Raw genomic sequence first — 22,218 nt, forward strand, 5'->3', positions numbered from 1 at the left:
GTGATTTTTCTTAAGTATCGAGATTCATATTATTGCCTGGCTGGAATGTGAACGGAACGGGCGGGGCTTATCAGTCTTCCAGGTTTTTCCGCATCAGTTCGCAGCCTACGGTTACCGAGGGGTTGAGGCGCAGTTCGGCCTTGCCCAGCGAATCGTATCCGTTGAGGCGGTAGAAGCTGATCGAGTTATTGGAGGCATAGAGTTTGATAAAGCTCAGGCCGGCATTGACGGCGAGTGCCTCCGCTTTATGCAGGAGGGCAGTGCCCAGCCCTTGGTTGTGGACGAAGGGATGGACATACAGCGCGTCCAGTTGTGCCTCTTTCAAATCAAGCTGGAAAAAGCCTTGGATATTGCCTTTGTATTCAGCCACCCACAGTTCCCGCTTCGGATCGGACAGGGTTTCCAAATAACTCTCGGGAGCCAGCAGTTCGCGCCATGCTTCCAGTACCACGGGATCGTAGCCGTGGCGGCAGGTGTATTGCACGGCATATTCGTGAACATGATAAATGTCGTGGCAGTCGGCAGGTTGTGCCGAACGCAGAAGGGTAAGGATGGCCATGATGTTTCCTGTGTATTTCAGTTTTCAGACGGCCTTAGAATATGGGAAATGTGTTTGAACTGTCTGAAAAAAGGCCGTGTGCAAGCGTTTACGCATCAGCGGTACTGATTTTTCAGACGGCCCGGTTATGTTTCATGCCGTCTGAAAAGATTTACAAAGCACTGTGCAGTTTTTGAGCGGCGGCAAATGCGTCGTCGGCATCGGCGGACAAAACGGTGAAATGCCCCATTTTGCGCCCTTTCCGCGCGGCTTTTTTGCCGTATAAGTGCAGGTGTGCATTCGGATTGCTTTGCAACGGCAGCCAATTCGGTTCGCCGCCGTCTTCCTGCCAGACGTCGCCCAAAATATTCGCCATGCAGCATGAAGAAAGCAACTTGGTGTCGGCGGGCGGCAGATTGCACATAATGCGCACCTGCTGCTCAAACTGGTCTGCGGCGCAGGCATCCAGCGTATGGTGGCCGGAATTGTGCGGGCGCGGGGCGATTTCGTTGACGACCAATTCATGCGTGTCGCCGACGACAAACATTTCCACCGCCAACACGCCGACATAGTCCAATTCGTCCGCCAAGCGTTGCGCCATCTGCCGCGCCTGTTGCTGCACGTCGGCACTCAGCCGCGCGGGGACGATGGAATAAGCCAAGATACCGTTTTCGTGGATATTTTCGGCGGGGTCGAAGGTTTGCACGTTTTCATTGTTCAGACGACATACGATAACGGAAATCTCGCCGCGCAAATCCACCATTTTTTCCAAAACGCAATCCACGCCGCCGTGTTCGGCAAACGCGGCTTTGAGTTCGTCCACCGTTTTGACGCGGATTTGACCTTTGCCGTCGTAGCCCAAAGTAGCCGTTTTCAGGATGCCGGGCAAAAATTGCGCGCTTTCTTCGCTGATGTCGTCTGAACGGCAAACCACTTGATACGGCGCGGTTTGCAATCCCGCTTTGCGTATCCACGCTTTTTCCTGAATACGGTTTTGCGCGATGGCAACGCAGTCGCCGCTGGGGGAAACGTTGGTATGTTTTGCCAGAAAGCGCATCGCGTCGGCATTGACGTTTTCAAATTCGGTGGTAACAGCCGCGCATTTTGCCAATTCGTCCAACGCGGCAGGGTCGTCAAACGGCGCGCACAAATGGCGGTCGGCAAATTCCGCCGCCGGCGCGTTCGGATCGGGGTCGAGAATGGTCACTTTGTAGCCCATGGTTTTGGCGGCAACGGCAAACATTCTGCCTAATTGGCCGCCGCCGAGGATGCCGAGCATGGAAGGAGGGAGGATGGGGGATTTGTTCATGGTGTTTTAATCTGTCTGTGTTCTGCTGTTTATTTCTGGTCGTCTGAAACCGTTAATCCGTCATTCCCGCGCAGGCGGGAATCCAGAGGGTAAATACCCTGCAATGTTTAAAGATTCCTGAAACCTAAGAGTCTGGATTCCCGCCTGCGCGGGAATGACGAAATTCAAGGGGTACCAAGGTTAAATTACATGTTTTATGGAAATGATGGTTATTTAATAATCTCAAACCATAAATCCTGCCAACCTGGATTTTTCTCTTCAATAAGGCGCAGCTTCCATTGCCGATTCCATTTTTTCAGTTGCTTTTCCCTGGTAATGGCGTGTTCCATCGTGGAATGCAGTTCATACCAAACCAACATGGTTACATGATGCTGATTTGTAAATCCTTGCGCCAAATGTTCTCTATGTTGGTAAACACGTTGGATAAGATTGGATGTTACACCGATATACAGCGTTCCGTTTCTTTGGCTGGCGAGTATGTAAACGGCAGGTTGCATCATGTTTCTGCAAAAAACTTTAATCCGTCATTCCCGCGTAGGCGGGAATCCAGGCCTCAATCTTTCAGAAATATTTAGAGATTCCCATAATTTTAAATTTCTGGATTCCCGCCTGCACGGGAATGACACAGTAAAGGTAGCTGTTCTAATCAAACGATTGTTGCTTATTGTTTGGATTTTCAGACGGCTTGTTGATTCCTTAAAGGCCGTCTGAAAACTCCAAGTCTACCTATCCAACCCCTCCTGCACCATCTGCGCCGCCCGAACCACTGCTCGGGCTTTGTTCTGCGTTTCCTGCCATTCGGAGGTCGGGTCGGAGTCGGCGACGATACCTGCTCCGCTTTGGACGTATAGCGAGTTGTTTTTCACGACGGCGGTACGGATGGCGATTGCCAAGTCCATGTCGTTGTTGAAACCCCAGACGCCGACAGCGCCACCGTAGATGCCACGTTTGCTCGGTTCGACTTCTTCGATGATTTCCATGGCGCGGACTTTGGGTGCGCCGGAGAGTGTGCCGGCGGGGAACGTGGCGGCGAGGATGTCCATGTTGGTGATACCCTCTTTCAGACGGCCTTCGACGTTGGAAACGATGTGCATCACATGGGAGTATTTTTCAATCACCATTTTGTCGGTTACTTTGACTTCGCCCGTTTTGCTGATGCGGCCGACGTCGTTGCGCCCTAAATCAATAAGCATGACGTGTTCGGCGATTTCTTTGGCGTCGCTTAATAAATCCTGCTCGTTGGCAAGGTCTTCGGCGGGGGTTTTGCCGCGCAGGCGCGTGCCGGCGATGGGACGGACGATGACGTCGTTGCGTTCGCGGCGGACGAGGATTTCGGGCGAGGAACCGACAATGTGGAAATCGCCAAAATCGTAGTAAAAGAGATAAGGCGAAGGGTTGAGCGTGCGCAGGGCGCGATAGAGGGCGAGCGGGCTGTCGGTAAATTCCATGCTCATGCGCTGGCTGGGGACGACCTGCATACAATCGCCTGCGAAGATGTAGTCTCTGATTTTATCGACGCAGGCTTTGAACGGTTCTTCGCCGAACTCGCTGACGGCTTCGGTGTGTTTGCTGCCGAGCGAGAGCGGGATGGCGCAGCTTTGGCGCAATTGGGTGCGGATGTCTTCGAGGCGTTCGCGGGCGCGTTCGTAGCCGTCGGGCTGCGAGGGATCGGCGTAAACGATGAGGTGGATTTTGCCGCTCAAATTGTCGATAACCGCCAACTCTTGCGACAGCATCAGCAAAATGTCGGGCGTGCCGAGCGGGTCGGCTTTGGCGGTGTTTTTCAGGCGGTGGGCGAAATGTTCGAAATTGTAGATGGTTTCGTAACCGAAGTAGCCGACCAATCCGCCGGTAAAGCGCGGCAGACTTGGGATTTCGGGTGTTTTAAAGCGGTTGTGGAAGGCTTCGATAAAGGGCAGCGGATTGCCGTCGTGTTGCTCGACGATTTCGCCGTTTTGATAAACATCGACGTGTTTTCCACTGGCTTTGAGATAGTGGCTGCAAGGCAGTCCGATAAAGGAATAGCGGCCAAAACGTTCGCCGCCGACAACGGATTCGAGCAGGTAGGTATAGGGGCGGTTGGCGAGTTTGAGATAGAGGGAAAGCGGCGTATCCAAGTCGGCAAGGAGTTCTTGAACGAGCGGGATGCGGTTGTAGCCTTGGACGGCTTGGGCTTGGTATTCTTGTTTGCTGATCATGTTTCACTCCGTTGAAGCGGATGTTTCAGACGGCCTGGCAATATAGTGCGGACGAACCCGATTATGGCTTCAGCGCGGTGGTACTTCGCTACGCTATTCGAACCGGCTTTGATTGGCAGCCGGGTATCGTCAAGCGCAGTTATCCGCTCGACGTGCCATGGATGTTAAAAAATGTGAAGAGTATAACAGTTTATCGCTTGGTGGTGAATAAGGCCGTCTGAAAGGAAAAAGCCGTCTGAAAAACGGATGGTTCCTTTTCAGACGGCCTTCGTATACGGCCGGTCGTTTTAGACGACGGCTTCTTCTTTTTTCTCTCTGACGCGGCCGATGTTCTCACGGCTGAGGCCGAATAACAGCAGCAGCGGGCTGGCGACGAGTACGGAAGAATAAACGCCGAAGACGATGCCGATGGTCAGTGCCATGGAGAAACCGTGTAGTGCCGCACCGCCGAACAAAAGCATGGAGATAACCATCGCTTCGGTAGAGCCGTGGGTGATGACGGTACGGCTCATGGTGGCGGTAATGGCGTTGTCGATGACTTCTGGCACGGTGTGGTTACGCATCGCACCTTTGCGGAAGTTTTCGCGGATACGGTCAAACACGACCACCGATTCGTTTACAGAATAACCCAACACCGCCAGCACGCCCGCCAATACGGTCAGGGAAAATTCCCATTGGAAGAGAGCGAAACAGCCGAGGATGATGATGACGTCGTGCATGTTGGCGATGATGGCCGAGACGGCGAAACGCCATTCGAAACGCATCGACAGGTAGATGATGATGCCGACCACCACCATGCCCAATGCAATCAGGCCGTTATGCACCAACTCGTCGCCGACTTGCGGGCCGATGAATTCCACTTGGCGCAGTTTGGCCGAGGCATCCTGTTTCTTCAGGATGTCCATGGTTTGGTTGGAAAGCTGGGCCGATGTGGTGCCTGCTTTGTTCGGCAGGCGGATCATCAAGTGTTTGTTGGTTCCCAAGGCCTGAACCTGAATTTCGCCCAGTTGCAGGCTGTTTAGGCTATCGCGCACTTTATCGACTTCCGCGGCTTGCGCGTATTCGACTTCCATAACCGTGCCGCCGGTGAATTCCACCGAATAGTTCAGGCCTTTTGTTGCAAGGAAAAACACGGCAAGTATGAAGGTGGCCAACGAGATGAATGTCGTCAGCTTGCCGTATTTCATAAACGGGATATCGCGTTTGAAACGGAACAGTTCCATGGTTACTCCTTATCCGCAGCCACGGCCGGTTTGATATCGCCGCCGATGGAGATGCTTTGCAGTTTGCGTTTGCGTCCGTACCACAGATTGACGAACATACGGGATACGACGACCGACGAGAACATCGAGGTCAGAATGCCCAGACAGTGCACCACGGCAAAGCCGCGCACTGGGCCGGAGCCGAACAGCAGCAGGGCGATGCCGGCAATCAGCGAGGTGATGTTGGAATCGACAATGGTGTCCCAAGCGTGTTTGTAGCCCTCAAAGATTGCGGCCTGCGGTTTGGCACCGTCGCGCAGTTCTTCGCGGATACGTTCGTTAATCAACACGTTGGAGTCGATTGCCATACCCAGCGTCAATGCCATGGCGGCGATGCCCGGCAGGGTCAGGGTGGCGCCGAGGAAAGACAGTGCGGCAACCAGCAGCAGGATGTTGGCGACCAGCGCAATCACGGAAAAGACACCCATCAGGCGGTAGTAAACCACCATGAACAGGGCGACTGCAGCAAAACCCCACAGCGTGGAATCCACGCCTTTTTTGATGTTTTCCGCACCGAGGGAGGCACCGATGGTGCGCTCTTCAACGATTTCCATCGGCGCGGCCAGCGAACCGGCACGCAGCAGCAGGGAAATATCTTCCGCTTCGGCGAACGACATGCTGCCGGAGATAATCGTTTTGCCGCCCGGAATCGGTTCGTTAATTTGCGGTGCGGTGATGACTTCGGATTTACCTTGGTCGATTAGGACCATCGCCATGTGTTTGCCGACGTTGTTGCGCGTCAGGTCGGCGAAGATGGCGGCACCGGAGTTGTTAAAGCTGACGCTCACGCCGGGTTTGCCTGTTTCGTTGCGGTCGGGCTGTGCGTCGTCGATGTCTTCCCCGGTCAGCTCGACTTGTTTGCTAATCAGCAGGGGGTGGGGCATATCGCCGGAAGTGTTCAGCAATTCGTAGCCCTCGGGTACGTTGCCGTCCAAGGCCGCCTGAAGGGCGTTGGTGTCGTCGCTCACCATGCGGACTTCCAGCGTGGCGGTACGGCCGATAATGTCTTTGGCTTTGGCCGTGTCTTGCACGCCGGGCAGTTGCACGACGATGCGGTCCACACCCGCCTGCTGGATAATCGGTTCGGCTACGCCTAATTCGTTCACACGGTTGTGCAGGGTATTGATGTTCTGCGCCACGGCCTGTTTGCGGATATTGTCCACGGCCTGTTCCGAAAGGGTGAGAATCAGGCGGCTGCCGTCGCTGGTGAGCGTGGCTTCGGGGAACATATTTTTGAGCGTCGGCAGGATTTTGTTCAGGTCGGCTTCGTCTTGGAAGGGGACGGCCAGGCTGTTGTCGTTCTGCACGATGGTGCCGACGCGGATTTTTTCGCGGCGCAACTCGCGGCGGATGTCGCCGGCGTAGCGGTCGAAGGTTTTCTGCATCGCGGCCTTCATGTCCACCTGCATGGTGAAATGCACGCCGCCGCGCAGGTCGAGGCCGAGGAACATCGGGTTGGCACGGATTTTCGCCATCCACTCGGGCGTGTTGGCGATTTGGTTGAGGGCGGTGATGTAGCCTTCGCCCAAGGTGCTTTCAATCACCGAACGCGCCTTCATTTGGGTTTGCGAATCTTTGAAACGCACTTTCAACGAGCCGTTGGCGATGAACATGCCGTCATCGGGAATATTGGCCATACGCAGGGCTTCGCTGACGCGCGCTTCGGTTTGGCTGTTGATGGCGAGGGATTGGCGGTTGGTCGAAATCTGCACCGCCAGGGTGTCGCCGAAGAAGTTCGGCAGGGTGTAGAGCAGGCCCAGGCCGAGTATGGCGAGAACCAGCAGGTATTTCCACAAGGGATAACGGTTCATAATCAAACCTTCGGGATGAGGCCGTCTGAAAATCCGGTTTCAGACGGCCTGTTCGGAATCAATCTTCTGACGGCTTATGCATCGGTCCTTTTAGCCGCCACGGCATGGCGTTCCACTTCGACTTCGACGTTGCGCGCGATTTCGACAGTGAAGAATTTTTCGCCGACTTTGGTGATTTTGCCGGTAAAGCCGGAAGCCAGAATCACTTTGTCGCCGGTTTTCAGTTCGGCCAGCATGGCTTGGTGGGCTTTAAATTTTTTCTGCTGCGGACGCAGGATCAGAAAATAAAATGCCACTAAAATCAGTGCCAACGGGGCAAACGACATCAATCCGCCGGGTTGTGCGGCATCTGCGGCATAAGTTAGTCCAATCATGGTTTCTATCCTTGGTTTGAGAAATGGCGGCGGCATGCTGTATGCCGCAGGAAACGGGGTATTTTAAAGGCCGACGGGATTTTTTCCAAGAAATTTCGCCTTTTGCCGCGGCAAAATCGGAAAAAAGGCGCGGATGAGGGCGGCTGTGGCTTGTTCAGGCCGTCTGAAAAGGGTATAAACGGCGGCTTCGATTGTTTCAGACGGCCTGAATGCCGAACCTATAGGGAGCAGCCATGAATACCACCTTCTCACAATTTTTACCCGAACACCTGCGCCGGCATAATCTGCCGCCCGAACTGGGCGAAACGGCGGTAACCGTCGTTTCCGCCTGCGTGCAGATCGGCCGGCTGGTGCGGTTGGGCGCGCTTGCGGGCGTGCTCGGTACGGCGGGCAGCGGCAACGTGCAGGGCGAAGAGCAGAAAAAGCTTGACGTGCTGGCCAATGATTTGCTGATAGGCGCGTTGCGCCAGAACCCGCAGGTAGCAGGGTTGGCCAGCGAGGAAGAAGACAGCTTCGTCGCCTGCCATGAAGACGGCCGCTATCTGGTGCTGTTCGATCCTTTGGACGGTTCGTCCAATATCGATGTCAATATTTCCGTCGGCACGATTTTTTCCATCCTGTCCAAGCCTGAAGGCAGGCTGGATACCGCATCCTTCCTGCAAAGCGGCGAAAACCAGGCGGCGGCGGGTTATGTGCTGTACGGCCCGCAAACCCAGTTGGTGATTACCTTCAAGCACGGCGTGTATGTTTTCACTTTGAACGAAGGCGGCGATTTCGTCTTAACGCAACAAGAGCCGCAGGTTCCGGTGCAAACCAAAGAATTCGCCATCAACGCATCCAACCAACGCCATTGGCTGCCGCCCGTCCAGCAGTATATCGCCGAGTTGTTGGCAGGCGAAACCGGCGTGCGCGGCAAGAATTACAATATGCGCTGGGTGGCCAGCATGGTGGCCGAAGTGCACCGCATCCTGATGCGCGGCGGGGTGTTTATGTATCCGCAGGATAAGCGCGATCCGTCCAAACCGGGCAAGCTGCGCCTGATGTACGAAGCCAATCCGATGGCTCTGATTATGCGGCAGGCGGGCGGGGCGGCCAGCAATGCCGTTCAAGATATTTTGAGCATCCGCCCGGAAGGCCTGCATCAGCGCGTCGCCGTGGTTTTGGGCAGCCGCGAAGAAGTGGATTATGTGAACAGCCTGCATCAAGGATAACGGCTGCGTCGTGCATAACAAAGGCCGTCTGAAAACGGGAAAACCGGTTTTCAGACGGCCTTTGTTTGTGTGTCAAATTTAAGAATCCGGCTTGCGGCTGCTTGTCGCGCATCAATTTACATCAAATATCAGTTTTTTCTTCATTGGTTTCATCATTCATTACCTTATTTACGGCTTCGGGAGACAGGGGCTTGCCGCATTTGCTGCAGTAATCGATTTTCGGAACAGGGGAAATGCCTTTAAAAAAAGTAAAGCTATCCGACCCGATGCCGACGGAGGTGCCATAATTCATCTTTTGGAACTCGTGGCAATAAGGACAAATTCCTGCGATGATTATGTAGAATAAAATTATGATGCCTCCAAAGCCTAAATATATCGCAAATATTATTTGCATAATTGTTGTTTGCAGAAAGTTAGAACCCGTTATCACGTCTTGGATAAATGCCAAAATGATTGTGGTTCCGAAAATTAAAAAGAAAAATTTCGGAATCCTCATCCTTTTCTGAAACCTGATTGCGGTATCCATAGCTTTGTCTTTGTCATTTAAGTTTGCATTCATGTTTTTTGCCCCCCGTTCCAAAAGTCCCATTCAAACATTATGCGGCCGCCCATTTGTGTCTTAAATGACGCTTTTGCTCCTCCGCTATGAATGGAGGAACTGCCGTCGGGTTTGTATTCCCTTACTCCATGTGCAGGCGAGCTGCCGTTTAGAATTCCCTTTTTGCTTTCGATTTAGATGCGTAGTGTGGCGGACAGGCCGGTCATGCGCCGCACATCCGGCCGCCTTGCCCTCAACACCTTTTCAACGGATGAGGAGACGGATGGAACGGCCGTTGCTGCGCAAGGCCGTCTGAATCCCCGATCCGTTTTCAGACGGCCTCTTTCGCTACGCTGACACCTTCATGCGCGGTGCAGACGAAGACTTCTTCTTTCAGCCCCGTGCGTGCCTGATAGTTTGCCGCCAGATGCTGTTTGACGGGTTCGACCAGGTGGTGCGGCAGCAGGGCGACGATGCAGCCGCCGAAGCCGCCGCCGGTCATGCGCACACCGCCTTGTTCGCCGATGATTTCGTGTACCAGTTCCACCAGCGTATCGACGGCGGGGTGGGTGATTTCGAAGCCATCGCGCATACCCGCGTGGCTTTCGGCCATCAGGCGGGAGAGGGCGGGGACGTCGTTGCGGCGGAGTGCTTCGGCGGCATCCAGCGTGCGGCGGTTTTCTTCGATGACGTAGCGGGCGCGGCGGGCGGCGGTTTCATCCAAACCTGTTTTGCCGGCCTCGAATTGTTCCAAGGTCAAGTCGCGCAGGGCTTTGACGCCGAAGTGGGCGGCGGTGGTTTCGCACTGGCGGCGGCGGGTGTTGTATTCGCTGCCGACCAAGCCACGGCGGACATGGGAATGGATAATCATGACGCTGAGCGTGTCGGGGACGGGGATGGGCGCGGTGTGCAGGCTGCGGCAGTCGATGAGCAGGGCGTGGCCGCGTTGGCCGCACGCGCTGGCGAGTTGGTCCATGATGCCGCACTGGCAGCCGACGAAGCGGTTTTCGGCGTATTGGCCGATTTTGGACAGCATGGGTTTGTCGGCGGGCAGGTCGAAGGCCGTCTGAAACACTTGGGCGACGGCGACTTCCAATGCGGCGGACGAACTCAAACCCGCGCCCTGCGGTACGTTGCCGCTGACGGCGATGTCGAGGCCGTCTGAAAAGGAGAAACCGTGTTCGCGCAATGCCCAAATCACGCCGCGTATGTAGTCCGCCCATTGTTTGCCGGAGGATTCGATAGCTTGGGTGAGGGAAAATTCGTCGCTTTCGCCGTAATCGGCGGCATATACGCGCACGGTATCCGTGCCGTTTTTGGCGGCGGCGGCGCAGGTGGCGAAATCGATGGCGCAGGGCAGGACGAAGCCGTCGTTGTAGTCGGTATGTTCGCCGATCAGATTGACGCGGCCGGGTGCGCGGACGGTAAATTCCGGCCGGCGGCCGAATTGGCTTTCAAAGATTTGTGAGAGGTTCATAAGGTTCTTTCGGTTGGTGTTTGTCGGGATGTTGTTCGGTTTGCGGGTCAGGCCGTCTGAAAACTATCGCGGTGATTGTTCGCGCAGCATGGCTTTGATTTCGGCGAGTTCCCGATGAAGGCGTTCGATTTCGTCTTTGCTGACGGGCAGTTCGCCGTCTTTGGTTTCCGGCCCGGCCTGTTTGTCCGTTTCTTCGCCGTCCGCGCCCAAGTTTGCCATGGTGTCCACAATCACGGCGACGAACAGGTTGAGCATCACAAAGGCGGAAACCAGGATGAACGGGACGAAAAACAGCCATGCGTGCGGATACACTTCCATCACCGGGCGGACGATGCCCGAATAAGGAAAAAGCCCAATGGACAGGCTTTTTACGGGGCGCGTATTGTATCAATTTTTTCAGACGGCCTGCATGGATTGGGGCCGTCTGAAAAAATAAGGGCGGAGGGCTTCAGTTTTCGGCAAACCGTTCGCGCGGCAATACCCATTTTTGCAGGTTTTTGAGTTTGCGCGGCGGCCGCGAGGTAAACGCGATTTCCGCCCCGTCTCCGAGTACTTCGTAAATCGGCAGGATGTCGGTGATGCCGACCAGTTTCCATTGCACATCCTGCTGATGTTCGTTGGTGTAGGACGTTTCGTTTTCCCGTGCGATGCGCAGGGTCTTGTCGTAGGCTTCCAAACTGCTGTCGGCGCGGATAAGCACGGTGTTTTCATACGATAAGAAACGCGCTTCCGGGTCTTGCGCGGACGGGCTGCCGGCAAGGGTCAGTCGCAAGAGGTAGGAGCAGTAATACCAACCGGTCGGCGAGCGGGTGTTCGGCATGGTTTTCCTTTCTGTGGCGACGGTGCGGGGCATGGCGGCGGGACGGTAACGGCGCATACCATACGCAAACCGCCACCGCAGTACAAACGGAATCAGGCATTTGCTTGTTTGCTTCGGTATTTCAGGCAGTTTGAAACCAGACGGCGGGTACTGACGGGGCGGTGTACATCGTCCGGTTATGGAGGTCGGTGATGAAACCGTCGGAAATAGCCTGAATCTTTCAGACGGCCTCAGAGGCCGTCTGAAAAAACAGAAAGGTAAAAAACATACGTTCAGACGGCTTGTCCGCTGTGTTCGAAATAGGGGTAATCGGGCTGCCGTCCGTTGTCGCGCCAGCCTTCGGGCAGCCCGCTCAAGCGGTTTGGAGTAACGGCGGCAATGGCGCAATAGGCCGGCCACAATGATTTTTCGTTGTCCGCTTCAATCCGATTGCCGTATTGCTCCGCCTGTTGTTCGGAAGGAAAGGCGGCGAGTATGGTTTTTACCGTCTGGCCGAAGCATTCTTCGTAAAGCATGACGATGTGCAGCGTTTCGGCGGGGGCATCGCCGTGATAGGGGACGGCGGTGATTTTGACTGCGTTTTCCAAGTCGCCGTCATCGCGTCATTCCTGCCAAGGGTCTTGTACGCCGACGGTGGCCAGATAGCGCAGGCGGTCGGTTTCTACCCGTTCGGGGTCGGTGTACGCGCCAAGCAATAGGTCTTCCCATTCTTCGGAAATGCTGCGGGTCAGGATGCGGATGTCGGGCATAGTCGGAGGCTGTGTCATTCGCCGCCTGTCAGCCGCCGGATGACGGGATAGCGGTTTGCGCCGCCGTTTGTGCGGCAGAATGCGGTCATTTTGAAACGGCGCGGCCGGTCGGGACGGCCGCTGTCGTTTTCAAAGTAGAGTTCCACGCCGCTTTGCAGATATAGGCGGATGCCTAACTTGTCGCTTTGTTTGACGAAGTCGATGCCGCGTCGGTTCAGCCAGCGGATGACGCGTGGCAGGCTGAGTTTTTTTACGCGCGACAGCAGGCGGCGTTTGAGCGCGATGTGCCGCCCGCCATGCAGTTTCTCATGTGGGAAATGGTCGGAATAGATGCGGACGAGTTCCCCGTCGCCGAAGTGGAATTCGATGTTGCCGTAGAGCCAGATATCGTCGGCGATGCGGCATTTTCCATCGGGATCGGGAAAATTGTTGAGTATCCATTCTTTCGTTTGGCCGGGTTCGATGCAGTCGAAACGGCCGTCGCGCAGGAAATCGAGCATGTCGATGCTTATCGGGCGGGGAAGCTGCATGTTTTTCAGACGGCCTGTTTGTAATGGACGTCTGACAGGGCGGCAAGCCGTTCGGCGGCTTGTTCGGGGGTCAGGTCGCGTTGGGCTTCGGCCAGCATTTCGTAGCCGACCATGAATTTACGAACCGTGGCGGAACGCAGGAGCGGCGGGTAGAAGTGGGCGTGCAGCCGCCATTCGGGGTGTTCGCCGCCGTCGAAGGGTGCGCCGTGCCAGCCCATTGAATAGGGGAAGCTGGTTTGGAACAGGTTGTCGTAGCGGGTGGTGAGCTGTTTGAGTATCTGCGCCAGCGTGCGGCGTTGGCCGTCGTTCAGGTCGGTGATGCGGCGGATGTCGCCTTTGGGCAGCAGCAGGGTTTCAAACGGCCATGCGGCCCAGTAGGGGACGACGGCCAGCCAGTCGTCGTTTTCGGCCACGATGCGCTCGCGGCGGGCGGCTTCTTCTTCGGCGTAGTCTTGCAGCAGGGCGCGGCCGTTTTCGGCGAAATAGCGGCTTTGGGCGGCATCGGCTTTGGCGGGCAGGTCGGGCAGGAAGTCGCCCGCCCAGATTTGGCCGTGGGGGTGGGGGTTGGAGCAGCCCATGACTGCGCCTTTGTTTTCAAATATCTGCACCCAGCGGTAGGCCTGCCCCAGTTCTTCTGCCTGTTGCTGCCAAACGCGGATGACGGCTTCGATTTGTTCGGGCGGCAGTTCGGGCAGGGTTTTGCCGTGGTCGGGCGAGAAGCAGATGACGCGGCTGACCCCGCGCACGCTTTGGCTTTGGAACAGCGGATGGCTGCTGTCGGAATAGGCGGGGGTGTCGGGCAGCAGGGCGGAAAAGTCGTTGGTGAAGACGAAGGGTTCGGTGTAATCGGGGTTTTGCTCGCCGGTGATGCGTTTGTTGCTCGGGCAAAGGTAGCACGACGGGTCGTGCGCGGGTTTGGCGGCGGTGTCGGCCGCTTCCTGTTGTCCCTGCCACGGGCGTTTGGCGCGGTGGGGGGAGACGAGTATCCATTGGTCGGCAAGGGGGTTGTAGCGGCGGTGCGGGTGGTCTGCGGGATGGAACATGGTTGTATTTGCTGTGTTGTGGTTGGGGTAATGGCACGGAGGCCGTCTGAAAAGGCGGTCAGTGTACGGCGAACGGCAGGCGGCGGACGATTTGCTGTGCGGCATCGCGGCGCATTTCCTGCCATATCATGGCTTCTTCTTCCTGTTTGCCCAAGATTTCGGAATCGGCATATTCCAGGGTGCGGCGTACTTCGATCTGCATCGGTTCGCCGACGGGTTCGCCGTTGCGGGAAACTTGTGCGCGGACGCGCAGGGCCAGCTGGTATTCGTTAATCATGGCGGCGCGCGTGATGGTAAGTACGTCTTTTTGCTGTTCGACGCTGTTCACGGTAACGGAAGCCTGGGCTTGGGTGGCGGAAACGGGGAGGCCGTCTGAACGGCGCAGGGCGTTTTCCAGCGGCACTTGCAGTTCTCCGCCCTGAATGTGCCAGTTTTTATAGGGCAGGTGGTCGTAGGGCAGGCTGCCTTTCAGGTGGAAGCCGCAGGCAGTCAGCAACATGGCGGCGGCAAGCGGGAAGAGTTTGGTGTTCATGGGGATTTCCTGTAACAGGCCGTCTGAAAACCGGTTTTCAGACGGCCTTTGTGTGCGGGATGCGGCAGGTGCGCATTCTACCGCAGTTTGTACGGCGGAAAAACAGGCGCGGCAGGTCGGATACGGTTTTCAGACAGCCTGAAATAGATTATATTCTCAACATTATTTGTTAATGTTGCCACGCGGGAGGGAGTTATGTATTGGTTTATCGCAGCCGTTGCCGTTTTAGTGGTTGAAATGTTTGTCGGCACCCTGTACCTGCTCATCATCAGTGCCGCCCTGGCCGGCGCGGGTGCGGCCTCGCTTCTGTTTGACGGCTCGGCCGTGCCGATATTGACGGCGGCCGCCATTTCCGCCGTCGGCCTTTTTTGGCTGCACGGCTTTATCAAACGCCGCCGCACGCCGGCCGATGAAGTCAGCAATGATTTGGACATCGGTCAAACCGTGAAAATCCTGCGCCGCGTGAGCGAAGGGCAATACGAAGTTTCTTACCGGGGCACCACCTGGCAGGCGCGCGCCCTGAACGCCCGAGCCGCTGCCGAGCCTTCCTTCGCCGTGATTGGCGGCAAAGAAGGCAATATATTGCTTGTCCACTTAAACTAAGGAGATATTATGGAATTTTTGGGTTTGCCGCTGATTATTCTGGCCGCGGTTGTCATATTCGGCTTTAAGGCCGTCTGCATTGTGCCGCAGCAGGAGGCGCACGTTGTCGAACGCTTGGGCAAGTTCCACAGCGTATTGGAGCCGGGTTTGAACTTTCTGATTCCCTTCCTCGACCGTGTGGCCTACAAGCACACGCAGAAGGAAATCCCGCTGGATGTGCCCAGCCAGGTGTGCATCACGCGCGACAACATCCAGCTCACCGTGGACGGCATCATTTATTTCCAAGTAACCGATCCGAAGCTTGCGTCATACGGTTCCAGCAATTATGTGCTGGCGATTACGCAACTGGCGCAAACCACGCTGCGCTCGGTTATCGGGCGGATGGAAATGGATAAGACCTTTGAAGAGCGCGAGGATACCAACCGCGCCGTGGTGGCGGCATTGGATGAGGCTGCCGTCTCTTGGGGCGTTAAAGTGCTGCGTTACGAAATCAAAGACCTGGTGCCGCCGCAGGAAATTTTGCGCGCCATGCAGGCACAGACCACGGCGGAACGCGAAAAACGCGCCCGTATCGCCCAGTCCGAAGGTTTGAAAATCGAACAAATCAACCTAGCTTCCGGTCAGCGCGAAGCGGAAATTCAAAAATCCGAGGGTGAGGCGCAGGCGGCCATCAATGCGTCTAACGGTGAAAAAGTGGCGAAAATCAATCAGGCGCAGGGTGAGGCGGAAGCCATCCGCCTGGTTGCGCAGGCCAGTGCCGACGCCATCCGCACCGTGGCCGAAGCGATACGCACTGAGGGCGGCGATGAGGCGGTGAAACTGAAAGTCGCCGAGCAATACGTCGAAGCCTTCGCCAAACTGGCCAAAGAAAGCAATACGCTGATTATGCCGGCAAACGTGGCCGACATCGGCAGCCTGGTTTCCGCAGGGATGAAGATTGTCGAAGGCGCGAAAGTGCCGGCGGTAAAGGCGCAATAAGCAGGTAGCCCGGTGATAGATAAGGCCGTCTGAAAATCATGTTTCAGACGGCCTTTTGCTATTTTGATTGCTACGGGCAGATGATGACGCTTAGGCTTCGTCAGGCTGTTCGCTGCGGATAATCAGCAGCGGCAGATGGCTTTGGCGCATCACGGTTTCGGCGAAGCTGCCCATCAAGAGGTGCATCAGGCCGGTGCGGCCGTGGGTGCCCAGCACCAGCAGGTCCGCGCCCTGTTGGCTGGCATAATCCACCAATTCCTGCGCCATTTCGCGTGCGCCTTTGTTGGCTAGCAGCAGGTGGGTATTGACGCCGGAGATGCCCGGTTCCGCGTCGTTGGTAATTTCCACGGCTTCGGAAAGCACCTCGTTGCCGTTGGCAATGGCGGCTTCTTCATAACTGGCCTGTTGCAGGAATTCGGGAGCCAGAGCCATATATTCGGCGGGGTTGGCCACGTGGACCAAAGTCAGTTTCGCTTTGCCCGCGGCGGCCACGCTGCAGGCATGTCTCAAGGCATTGACGGAAGTTTCGCTGCCGTCTACCGCTACCACCAGATGTTTATACATACAACCCTCCTTTATGAAATTATTAAGATTTCGTTTACGGACGCGCCGTATGGGCTGAAGTATAATGCAGCCCGCGCCCGAGTGTGCAATTTTTCTATTTTGTTTTGATATGCAACAATGAACGACAACGATTTTTCTGCCGCCGTTTCCGAACGCCGTTTCGGCGGAATCGCCCGCCTTTACGGTGCGGACGCCTTAAACCGCTTTGCTGCCGCGCATGTCTGCGTGGTCGGCGTGGGCGGCGTGGGTTCGTGGGCGGTCGAGGCTTTGGCGCGTTCCGGCATCGGCGCGTTGACCCTGATTGATTTGGACAATGTGGCAGAGTCTAATGTAAACCGCCAGCTGCATGCGCTGACCTGCGATTTCGGCAAGGCCAAAGTAACCGCCCTGCACGAACGCATCCTGCAGATCAACCCCGCCTGCCGTGTTACCGAAATCGAGGATTTCGTTACCGAAGACAACCTGCCCGTGCTTTTCAGACGGCCTTTCGACTTCGTTATCGACGCCATCGACCAAATGCGCGTCAAAGCGGCGATGGCCGCCTATTTCGTCCGTCACGGGCAGCCTTTCATATTGAGCGGCGGTGCGGGCGGGCAGAAAAATCCCGCCCTGATTCAAACCGCCGACCTGAGCCGCGTTACCCACGACCCGCTGCTGGCCAACCTGCGCTACACCTTGCGGAAACGCTACGGCTTCCCGCGCGATGCCAAGGAAAAAATGCGCGTACCCTGCGTGTATTCGCTGGAAAACATCACGCCGCCGCAAACGGCCGAAGCCTGTGCCGCCGGTTCCTCGCCGCAAGGACTGTCGTGCGCGGGTTACGGCGCGAGCATGTTGGTAACCGCACCTTTCGGCCTGTATTGCGCCCAAGCCGCTTTGGAACACATCGCGTCAGGTAAGGCGGAAGGTAAAAAAGGCAAGGGAGGCTTGGACTAGCCGCTGCAAAGCGCGATAATGAAGGCAGGCCGTCTGAAAACAGAAAATCTATATGCCGCCCCCAAAAAAAACGAACACATGCCGCCGCCGTCCGATACCGTTTTGCAATCAAGGAGTGTTGCGATGAAATATGCTGTGAAATATGCCGTACTTGCCGCCGTCGTTTTGCTGTCCGCCTGCGCCCTGACACCCGAACAGCAGGCCGAACGCGAGGCAGCCCGCATTCGGGCGCGCCAAAACCTGCAAGTTGGGCTGGCCGCCCAATGCGACCCCGAAACCGCCCGCCTGATGCGCCGCCAATTCGACGGCGATACCGGTTCGGGCGAAAAGGAAAGGCAGGCTTTCCGGCTGGCCTACCTCGACAGGGTAAACGACAAAATGTTCCAAGCCTGCTACAAAATGGCCTGGCAGAGCTATGCGGCCCAAGTCGAATTGGAAGACATGCGCCGCTACCGCTATTACGACGACTGGTGGTACGGCCCGCGTCCGTGGGGGCCTTGGTGGTGGTAAATTGACCCGGCGGGCGAAAGCACGGATAATCCGCCCGTTTACCCATCTTTTTCAGACGGCCCAAACTCAGGCCGTCTGAAACCTTTTATAAAGCTCAAACATGAAAGCACCCGAACTCCTCCTTCCCGCCGGCGGTCTCGAACGTATGCGCGCCGCCTACGATTACGGCGCAGACGCCGTTTATGCCGGCAGCCCGCGTTACTCCCTGCGCGCCCGAAACAACGAATTTGCCAAACTCGACGTCCTCGAGCAAGGCATTAAAGAAGCGCACGAGCGCAACAAAAAATTCTTTTTGACCGTCAACACCCTGCCGCACAATTCCAAACTCAAAACCTTCGTTGCCGACATGGAGCCGCTGATTGCCATGAAACCCGACGCGCTGATTATGGCGGATCCGGGTTTGATTATGACCGTGCGCGAAAAATGGCCGGAGATGCCGATCCACCTGTCCGTACAGGCGAACACCACCAACTACTGGGGCGTGAAATTCTGGCAGAACATCGGCGTCGAACGCATCATCCTGTCGCGCGAATTGAGCATGGAAGAAATCGCCGAAATCCGCCAAGAATGCCCCGACATCGAACTCGAAGTCTTCATCCACGGCGCATTGTGCATCGCCTACTCAGGCCGTTGCCTATTGTCGGGCTATTTCAACCACCGCGACCCCAACCAAGGCACCTGCACCAATTCCTGCCGCTGGGACTACAAAGTCCACAACGCCACTGAAAGCGATGCGGGCGATGCCCAGCTTCTGCAAGGCTTCAACTTTGAAAAAGCCCAAGAAGAAGCCAACCAAAACTTCGAAGGCATCAACGGTCAGAAACGCCATCCCTACGCCGACAAAGTCTTCCTGATTGAGGAGTCCAACCGCCCAGGCGAAATGATGCCGATTATGGAAGACGAACACGGCACCTACATCATGAATTCCAAAGACCTGCGCGGTATCGAAGTTGTCGAGAAACTCGCCAAAATCGGCGTGGACAGCCTCAAAGTCGAAGGCCGCACCAAGTCGCTCTACTACGTCGCCCGCGTCGCCCAGTCCTACCGCAAAGCGATTGACGATGCTGTCGCAGGCCGTCCGTTCGACTACGGTTTGCTGAGCGAACTCGAAGGCCTCGCCAACCGCGGCTACACCAGCGGCTTCCTCGAACGCCACCAAACCCAAGACTACCAAAACTACCTCAGCGGCCATTCCACCGCCAAACAAAGCCAATACGTCGGACACGTTACCGAAATCGATGCCGAAGGCTGGGCAACGGTGGAAGTCAAAAACCGCTTTGCCGTCGGCGACATCTTGGAAATCATCCATCCCGAAGGCAACCAAACCATTACGCTGGAACAAATGACCCGCAAAGGCACAGCCGTCGAAGTCGCCCCGGGCAACGGCATCCAAGTCAAAATCCCGAATATGCAGGGCAAAGAAAAAGCCCTGATTGCCCGGGTTTTGAATCCCTAAGCGCGTCCGGCAACGGCAAAAGGCCGTCTGAAAACCGCAGCAACGGCTTTCAGACGGCCTCCATATCGTCAAAACAGCTCAAAAACAAAATAATGAAAATCACCAAAATCTTTACTTTCGATTCCTCGCATATGCTCGATGGCCACGATGGCAAGTGCCAAAATCTGCACGGCCATACTTACAAACTGGAAATCACCGTTTCGGGCAGCCCCATCGAAGGCGGCGCGAAAGACGGCATGGTGATGGATTTTTCCGACCTGAAACGCACAGTCAAGCAACACATCATCGAACCTTTCGACCACTCCTTCATCTATCACGGCGGCAATGAACGTGAAAGCCAAATCGCCGTGCTTTTGGAGGGTTGGAACATGAAAACCCTGCGCCTTCCCTTCCGCACCACCGCCGAAAACATGGCGGTTGAAATGTACGGCCGTCTGAAAAATGCGGGTTTGAATGTGTCTAATGTCAAACTGTGGGAAACGCCGACCTCGTGTGCGGAGTATGAGGAGGGGTAGGGAATATCTCGGACGTATCGATATAGTCAATTTAAATAAGGCCTGCCCACCCCCGTCATTCCCGCGTAGGCGGGAATCCAGGCCTTGTTTTTCAGGAATTTAAAAATTGCAGCAATTCCAAATCCCTGGATTCCCGCCTACGCGGGAATGATGGTGTGGGCATTCTTCTTTGAATTTACTGTAAAGCGGTTTTTTCCTGCACGGATTCCCTGCTTTTCAGACGGCCTTTTATACCAACGCACCCATTAAAAGGAACACCATGAAACTCCTTTCCACCCTCCTAGTCCTCCTCGTCGCAATCGAACATTTCTACATCGCCTGGCTTGAAATGACGCAGATTCCCAGCAAAAAGGCAGCGGTGTCGGCGGTATGAAAAAAATCAGCGTCGCCCCCGAAAATCCGCAATTCCGCATCGTCGAAATTTTCGAGAGCCTGCAAGGCGAGGGCTGGAACACGGGTATGCCTGCTGTTTTCGTCCGTTTGGGCAAATGCAATCTGGCGTGCGGTTGGTGTGATACCGATTATTTGAAATTCGGCATGATGAGCCTGTCCGACATCTTAGGCCGTCTGAAAACCTACACCGCGCGTAACGTCATCATTACCGGCGGCGAGCCGACCATACAGCCGCATCTCGATACGCTGCTCGACGCGCTCAAAGCCGAAGGCTATTTCCTCTGCATCGAAACCAACGGCCTCAAGCCCGCGCCGTCGCAAATCGACTATGTCGCCACCAGCCCCAAAGCCTGCTACGCCGAAAAATATGAAACAAACTGCATCGCCAAAGCCGACGAAGTGCGGATTGTTGCGGACGGCGATGTCGTTGCGTTCTGCCAAAACATGGAACGCAAAATACGCGCGCGCCATTACTACCTTTCGCCCTGCGAACAAAACGGCGCGATGAACATCTACGACACCATCCGCCAAATCGGTATTTTAAACAGCCGCCCCGACGCACCCGTGCATTGGCAGCTGAGCGTGCAGACGCACAAATGGGCGGGGATAGAGTAAAAGGCCGTCTGAAAAACCTTTTCCACCGTTCAGACGGCCTTTGCCGTATCATCGCGGGCAAACCCGAAATCCGAGGAAAGCCAGTGTCCAAACAGCCCGATAAATTCTTGAGCAAACCCGAACGCATCATGCTGGTCGGCATGATGCTCGATGCCGACTACACCGGCGCGCACGAAACCCGCGAACGCGCCTTTGCCGCCGCAATGGCTGAAGCGGAAGAACTCGTCCGCGCCACCGGGGGCGAACTCGTCTGCCGTCAAACCGCCAAACGCGACCGCGCCCACCCCGCCCTGTTTGTCGGCACCGGCAAGGCCGAAGAATTGGCGCAAACCGTTCGCGAACGGCAAATCGAACTGGCCGTGTTCAACCACGAACTCACCCCCACCCAGGAGCGCAATCTCGAAAAAGCCCTGCAATGCCGCGTACTCGACCGCGTCGGCCTGATATTGGCCATTTTTGCCCAAAGGGCGCAAAGCCAGGAAGGCCGATTGCAGGTCGAACTGGCGCAACTGACCCACCTATCCGGCCGCCTGGTGCGCGGCTACGGCCACCTGCAAAGCCAAAAAGGCGGCATCGGCCTGAAAGGGCCGGGCGAAACCCAACTCGAAACCGACCGCCGCCTGATCGCCCAAAAAATCACCGCCCTGAAAAAACGGCTCGAAGCCGTCCGCCGCCAACGCGCCACCCGCCGCAAGGCGCGCGAACACGGCAGCCTGCCCACCTTCGCTCTGGTCGGCTACACCAATACCGGCAAATCCAGCCTGTTCAACCGCCTGACCAAAGCCGACATCTTGGCCAAAAACCAACTCTTCGCCACACTGGACACTACCGCCCGCCGCCTGTATCTCAACCCGTCGGCCAGCATCATACTCACCGATACGGTGGGCTTCGTACGCGACCTGCCGCACGGCCTGGTGGCCGCCTTCTCCGCCACGCTGGAAGAAACCGCATTGGCCGATGTACTGCTGCACGTCGTCGATGCCGCCCATCCGGAACACGAACGGCAGATAGACGATGTGAACGAAGTATTGCGCGAAATCGGCGCGGGCGACGTACCGCAAATCGTGCTGTACAACAAAACCGACCTGCTGCCGCCCGAAGAACGCCGTTTCGGCGTCCTGCGCGACATACAAGGTAGGGCGGTGGCGGCCAATATTTCGGTTAAAACGGGCGAAGGTTTGGACGCATTGCGCGAAATATTGGCCGAACACGCCGTTTCAGACGGCCTGAAAAACCAAAACACCGTTTGAAATACC

General features: G+C 56.1%; 26 protein-coding genes and 1 pseudogene. 10 read left to right on the plus strand and 17 right to left on the minus strand.

The window, feature by feature from the left end:
- Positions 1-70: 70 nt before the first annotated feature.
- The 7 genes from BM261_RS05515 to yajC form a co-directional block, all read right to left on the minus strand.
- The gene (locus BM261_RS05515) at positions 71-559 is read right to left on the minus strand and encodes a GNAT family N-acetyltransferase (protein ID WP_074896037.1); all 489 of its coding nucleotides are present in this window, start codon (positions 557-559) and stop codon (positions 71-73) included.
- 151 nt (positions 560-710) lie between these two features.
- The gene (locus tag BM261_RS05520; RefSeq protein ID WP_074896040.1) at positions 711-1,847 is read right to left on the minus strand and encodes a 5-(carboxyamino)imidazole ribonucleotide synthase; all 1,137 of its coding nucleotides are present in this window, start codon (positions 1,845-1,847) and stop codon (positions 711-713) included.
- Positions 1,848-2,056: 209 nt separating this feature from the next.
- Positions 2,057-2,344 carry a GIY-YIG nuclease family protein gene (locus BM261_RS05525; RefSeq protein ID WP_107145223.1) on the minus strand — a complete coding sequence of 96 codons (288 nt, stop codon included), beginning with the start codon at positions 2,342-2,344 and terminating at the stop codon, positions 2,057-2,059.
- 225 nt (positions 2,345-2,569) lie between these two features.
- Positions 2,570-4,045, minus strand: a complete 1,476-nt coding sequence (gene trpE, locus BM261_RS05535; protein WP_074896050.1) for an anthranilate synthase component I — start codon at positions 4,043-4,045, stop codon at positions 2,570-2,572.
- A 287-nt stretch (positions 4,046-4,332) separates the two neighbouring features.
- Complete coding sequence (gene secF, locus BM261_RS05540) at positions 4,333-5,268, minus strand: protein translocase subunit SecF (protein ID WP_074896053.1); 936 nt, start codon at positions 5,266-5,268, stop codon at positions 4,333-4,335.
- 2 nt (positions 5,269-5,270) lie between these two features.
- Positions 5,271-7,118 carry a protein translocase subunit SecD gene (gene secD, locus BM261_RS05545; protein ID WP_074896056.1) on the minus strand — a complete coding sequence of 616 codons (1,848 nt, stop codon included), beginning with the start codon at positions 7,116-7,118 and terminating at the stop codon, positions 5,271-5,273.
- Positions 7,119-7,192: 74 nt separating this feature from the next.
- Positions 7,193-7,492, minus strand: a complete 300-nt coding sequence (gene yajC / locus BM261_RS05550) for a preprotein translocase subunit YajC (protein ID WP_074896059.1) — start codon at positions 7,490-7,492, stop codon at positions 7,193-7,195.
- Positions 7,493-7,725: 233 nt separating this feature from the next.
- On the opposite strand from yajC, the gene BM261_RS05555 reads away from it, so the two are divergent.
- Complete coding sequence (locus BM261_RS05555) at positions 7,726-8,703, plus strand: class 1 fructose-bisphosphatase (protein ID WP_074896062.1); 978 nt, start codon at positions 7,726-7,728, stop codon at positions 8,701-8,703.
- A gap of 121 nt (positions 8,704-8,824) precedes the next feature.
- Here the strand turns inward: BM261_RS05555 and BM261_RS12645 are convergent, their stop codons facing one another.
- From BM261_RS12645 to BM261_RS05595, 9 genes are all read right to left on the minus strand, one after another.
- Positions 8,825-9,262, minus strand: a complete 438-nt coding sequence (locus BM261_RS12645; RefSeq protein ID WP_074896246.1) for a hypothetical protein — start codon at positions 9,260-9,262, stop codon at positions 8,825-8,827.
- Between the two features lie 310 nt (positions 9,263-9,572).
- The gene (galK, locus tag BM261_RS05565; RefSeq protein ID WP_074896065.1) at positions 9,573-10,718 is read right to left on the minus strand and encodes a galactokinase; all 1,146 of its coding nucleotides are present in this window, start codon (positions 10,716-10,718) and stop codon (positions 9,573-9,575) included.
- A 63-nt stretch (positions 10,719-10,781) separates the two neighbouring features.
- On the minus strand, positions 10,782-11,081 hold the full coding sequence (locus BM261_RS05570; RefSeq protein ID WP_338040364.1) for an ion transporter: 300 nt from the start codon (positions 11,079-11,081) through the stop codon (positions 10,782-10,784).
- Between the two features lie 85 nt (positions 11,082-11,166).
- Positions 11,167-11,538, minus strand: a complete 372-nt coding sequence (locus BM261_RS05575) for a DUF4288 domain-containing protein (protein WP_074896249.1) — start codon at positions 11,536-11,538, stop codon at positions 11,167-11,169.
- A 272-nt stretch (positions 11,539-11,810) separates the two neighbouring features.
- Positions 11,811-12,125, minus strand: coding sequence for a hypothetical protein (locus BM261_RS05580; RefSeq protein WP_074896068.1), 315 nt, complete (start codon positions 12,123-12,125; stop codon positions 11,811-11,813).
- A gap of 15 nt (positions 12,126-12,140) precedes the next feature.
- On the minus strand, positions 12,141-12,305 hold the full coding sequence (locus tag BM261_RS12650; RefSeq protein WP_162817028.1) for a hypothetical protein: 165 nt from the start codon (positions 12,303-12,305) through the stop codon (positions 12,141-12,143).
- Positions 12,302-12,817, minus strand: a complete 516-nt coding sequence (locus BM261_RS05585; protein ID WP_074896071.1) for a hypothetical protein — start codon at positions 12,815-12,817, stop codon at positions 12,302-12,304. The genes BM261_RS12650 and BM261_RS05585 overlap by 4 nt, the downstream gene beginning before the upstream one ends.
- A 5-nt stretch (positions 12,818-12,822) precedes the next feature.
- The gene (locus BM261_RS05590) at positions 12,823-13,860 is read right to left on the minus strand and encodes a UDP-glucose--hexose-1-phosphate uridylyltransferase (RefSeq protein ID WP_074896074.1); all 1,038 of its coding nucleotides are present in this window, start codon (positions 13,858-13,860) and stop codon (positions 12,823-12,825) included.
- 58 nt (positions 13,861-13,918) lie between these two features.
- A complete protein-coding gene (locus BM261_RS05595) occupies positions 13,919-14,392 on the minus strand; it encodes an LPS-assembly lipoprotein LptE (protein ID WP_074896078.1) in 474 nt (157 codons plus the stop codon).
- A 195-nt stretch (positions 14,393-14,587) separates the two neighbouring features.
- Between BM261_RS05595 and BM261_RS05600 the strand changes: the two genes are divergently transcribed.
- Both BM261_RS05600 and BM261_RS05605 read left to right on the plus strand, forming a co-directional pair.
- Entirely contained in the window at positions 14,588-14,995 is a 408-nt protein-coding gene (locus tag BM261_RS05600) for an NfeD family protein (protein WP_074896081.1), read from the plus strand.
- 9 nt (positions 14,996-15,004) lie between these two features.
- Positions 15,005-15,973, plus strand: a complete 969-nt coding sequence (locus tag BM261_RS05605) for an SPFH domain-containing protein (RefSeq protein ID WP_003771580.1) — start codon at positions 15,005-15,007, stop codon at positions 15,971-15,973.
- A gap of 90 nt (positions 15,974-16,063) precedes the next feature.
- On the opposite strand, the gene BM261_RS05610 is transcribed toward BM261_RS05605, so the two are convergent.
- Entirely contained in the window at positions 16,064-16,537 is a 474-nt protein-coding gene (locus tag BM261_RS05610; protein ID WP_074896084.1) for a universal stress protein, read from the minus strand.
- 117 nt (positions 16,538-16,654) lie between these two features.
- Here BM261_RS05610 and BM261_RS05615 point away from each other — a divergent pair, with 117 nt between their 5' ends.
- From BM261_RS05615 to hflX, 7 genes and pseudogenes are all read left to right on the plus strand, one after another.
- Complete coding sequence (locus BM261_RS05615; protein WP_074896087.1) at positions 16,655-17,473, plus strand: tRNA threonylcarbamoyladenosine dehydratase; 819 nt, start codon at positions 16,655-16,657, stop codon at positions 17,471-17,473.
- 123 nt (positions 17,474-17,596) lie between these two features.
- Positions 17,597-17,983 (plus strand): hypothetical protein, encoded by a 387-nt coding sequence (locus BM261_RS05620; protein WP_074896252.1) that lies wholly within the window; start codon positions 17,597-17,599, stop codon positions 17,981-17,983.
- A 100-nt stretch (positions 17,984-18,083) separates the two neighbouring features.
- Positions 18,084-19,439 carry a prephenate-dependent tRNA uridine(34) hydroxylase TrhP gene (trhP, locus tag BM261_RS05625; protein WP_074896090.1) on the plus strand — a complete coding sequence of 452 codons (1,356 nt, stop codon included), beginning with the start codon at positions 18,084-18,086 and terminating at the stop codon, positions 19,437-19,439.
- Between the two features lie 92 nt (positions 19,440-19,531).
- A complete protein-coding gene (gene queD / locus BM261_RS05630) occupies positions 19,532-19,954 on the plus strand; it encodes a 6-carboxytetrahydropterin synthase QueD (protein WP_074896092.1) in 423 nt (140 codons plus the stop codon).
- Positions 19,955-20,213: 259 nt separating this feature from the next.
- Positions 20,214-20,312: pseudogene (locus BM261_RS12395) on the plus strand (DUF1304 domain-containing protein); the annotation flags it as partial.
- 11 nt (positions 20,313-20,323) lie between these two features.
- The gene (locus BM261_RS05635; protein ID WP_074896095.1) at positions 20,324-20,962 is read left to right on the plus strand and encodes a 7-carboxy-7-deazaguanine synthase QueE; all 639 of its coding nucleotides are present in this window, start codon (positions 20,324-20,326) and stop codon (positions 20,960-20,962) included.
- Positions 20,963-21,090: 128 nt separating this feature from the next.
- Positions 21,091-22,212 carry a GTPase HflX gene (gene hflX / locus BM261_RS05640; RefSeq protein ID WP_074896255.1) on the plus strand — a complete coding sequence of 374 codons (1,122 nt, stop codon included), beginning with the start codon at positions 21,091-21,093 and terminating at the stop codon, positions 22,210-22,212.
- Positions 22,213-22,218: the final 6 nt, after the last annotated feature.

Source organism: Neisseria elongata subsp. elongata, from assembly GCF_900113545.1.
GTDB lineage: Bacteria > Pseudomonadota > Gammaproteobacteria > Burkholderiales > Neisseriaceae > Neisseria > Neisseria elongata.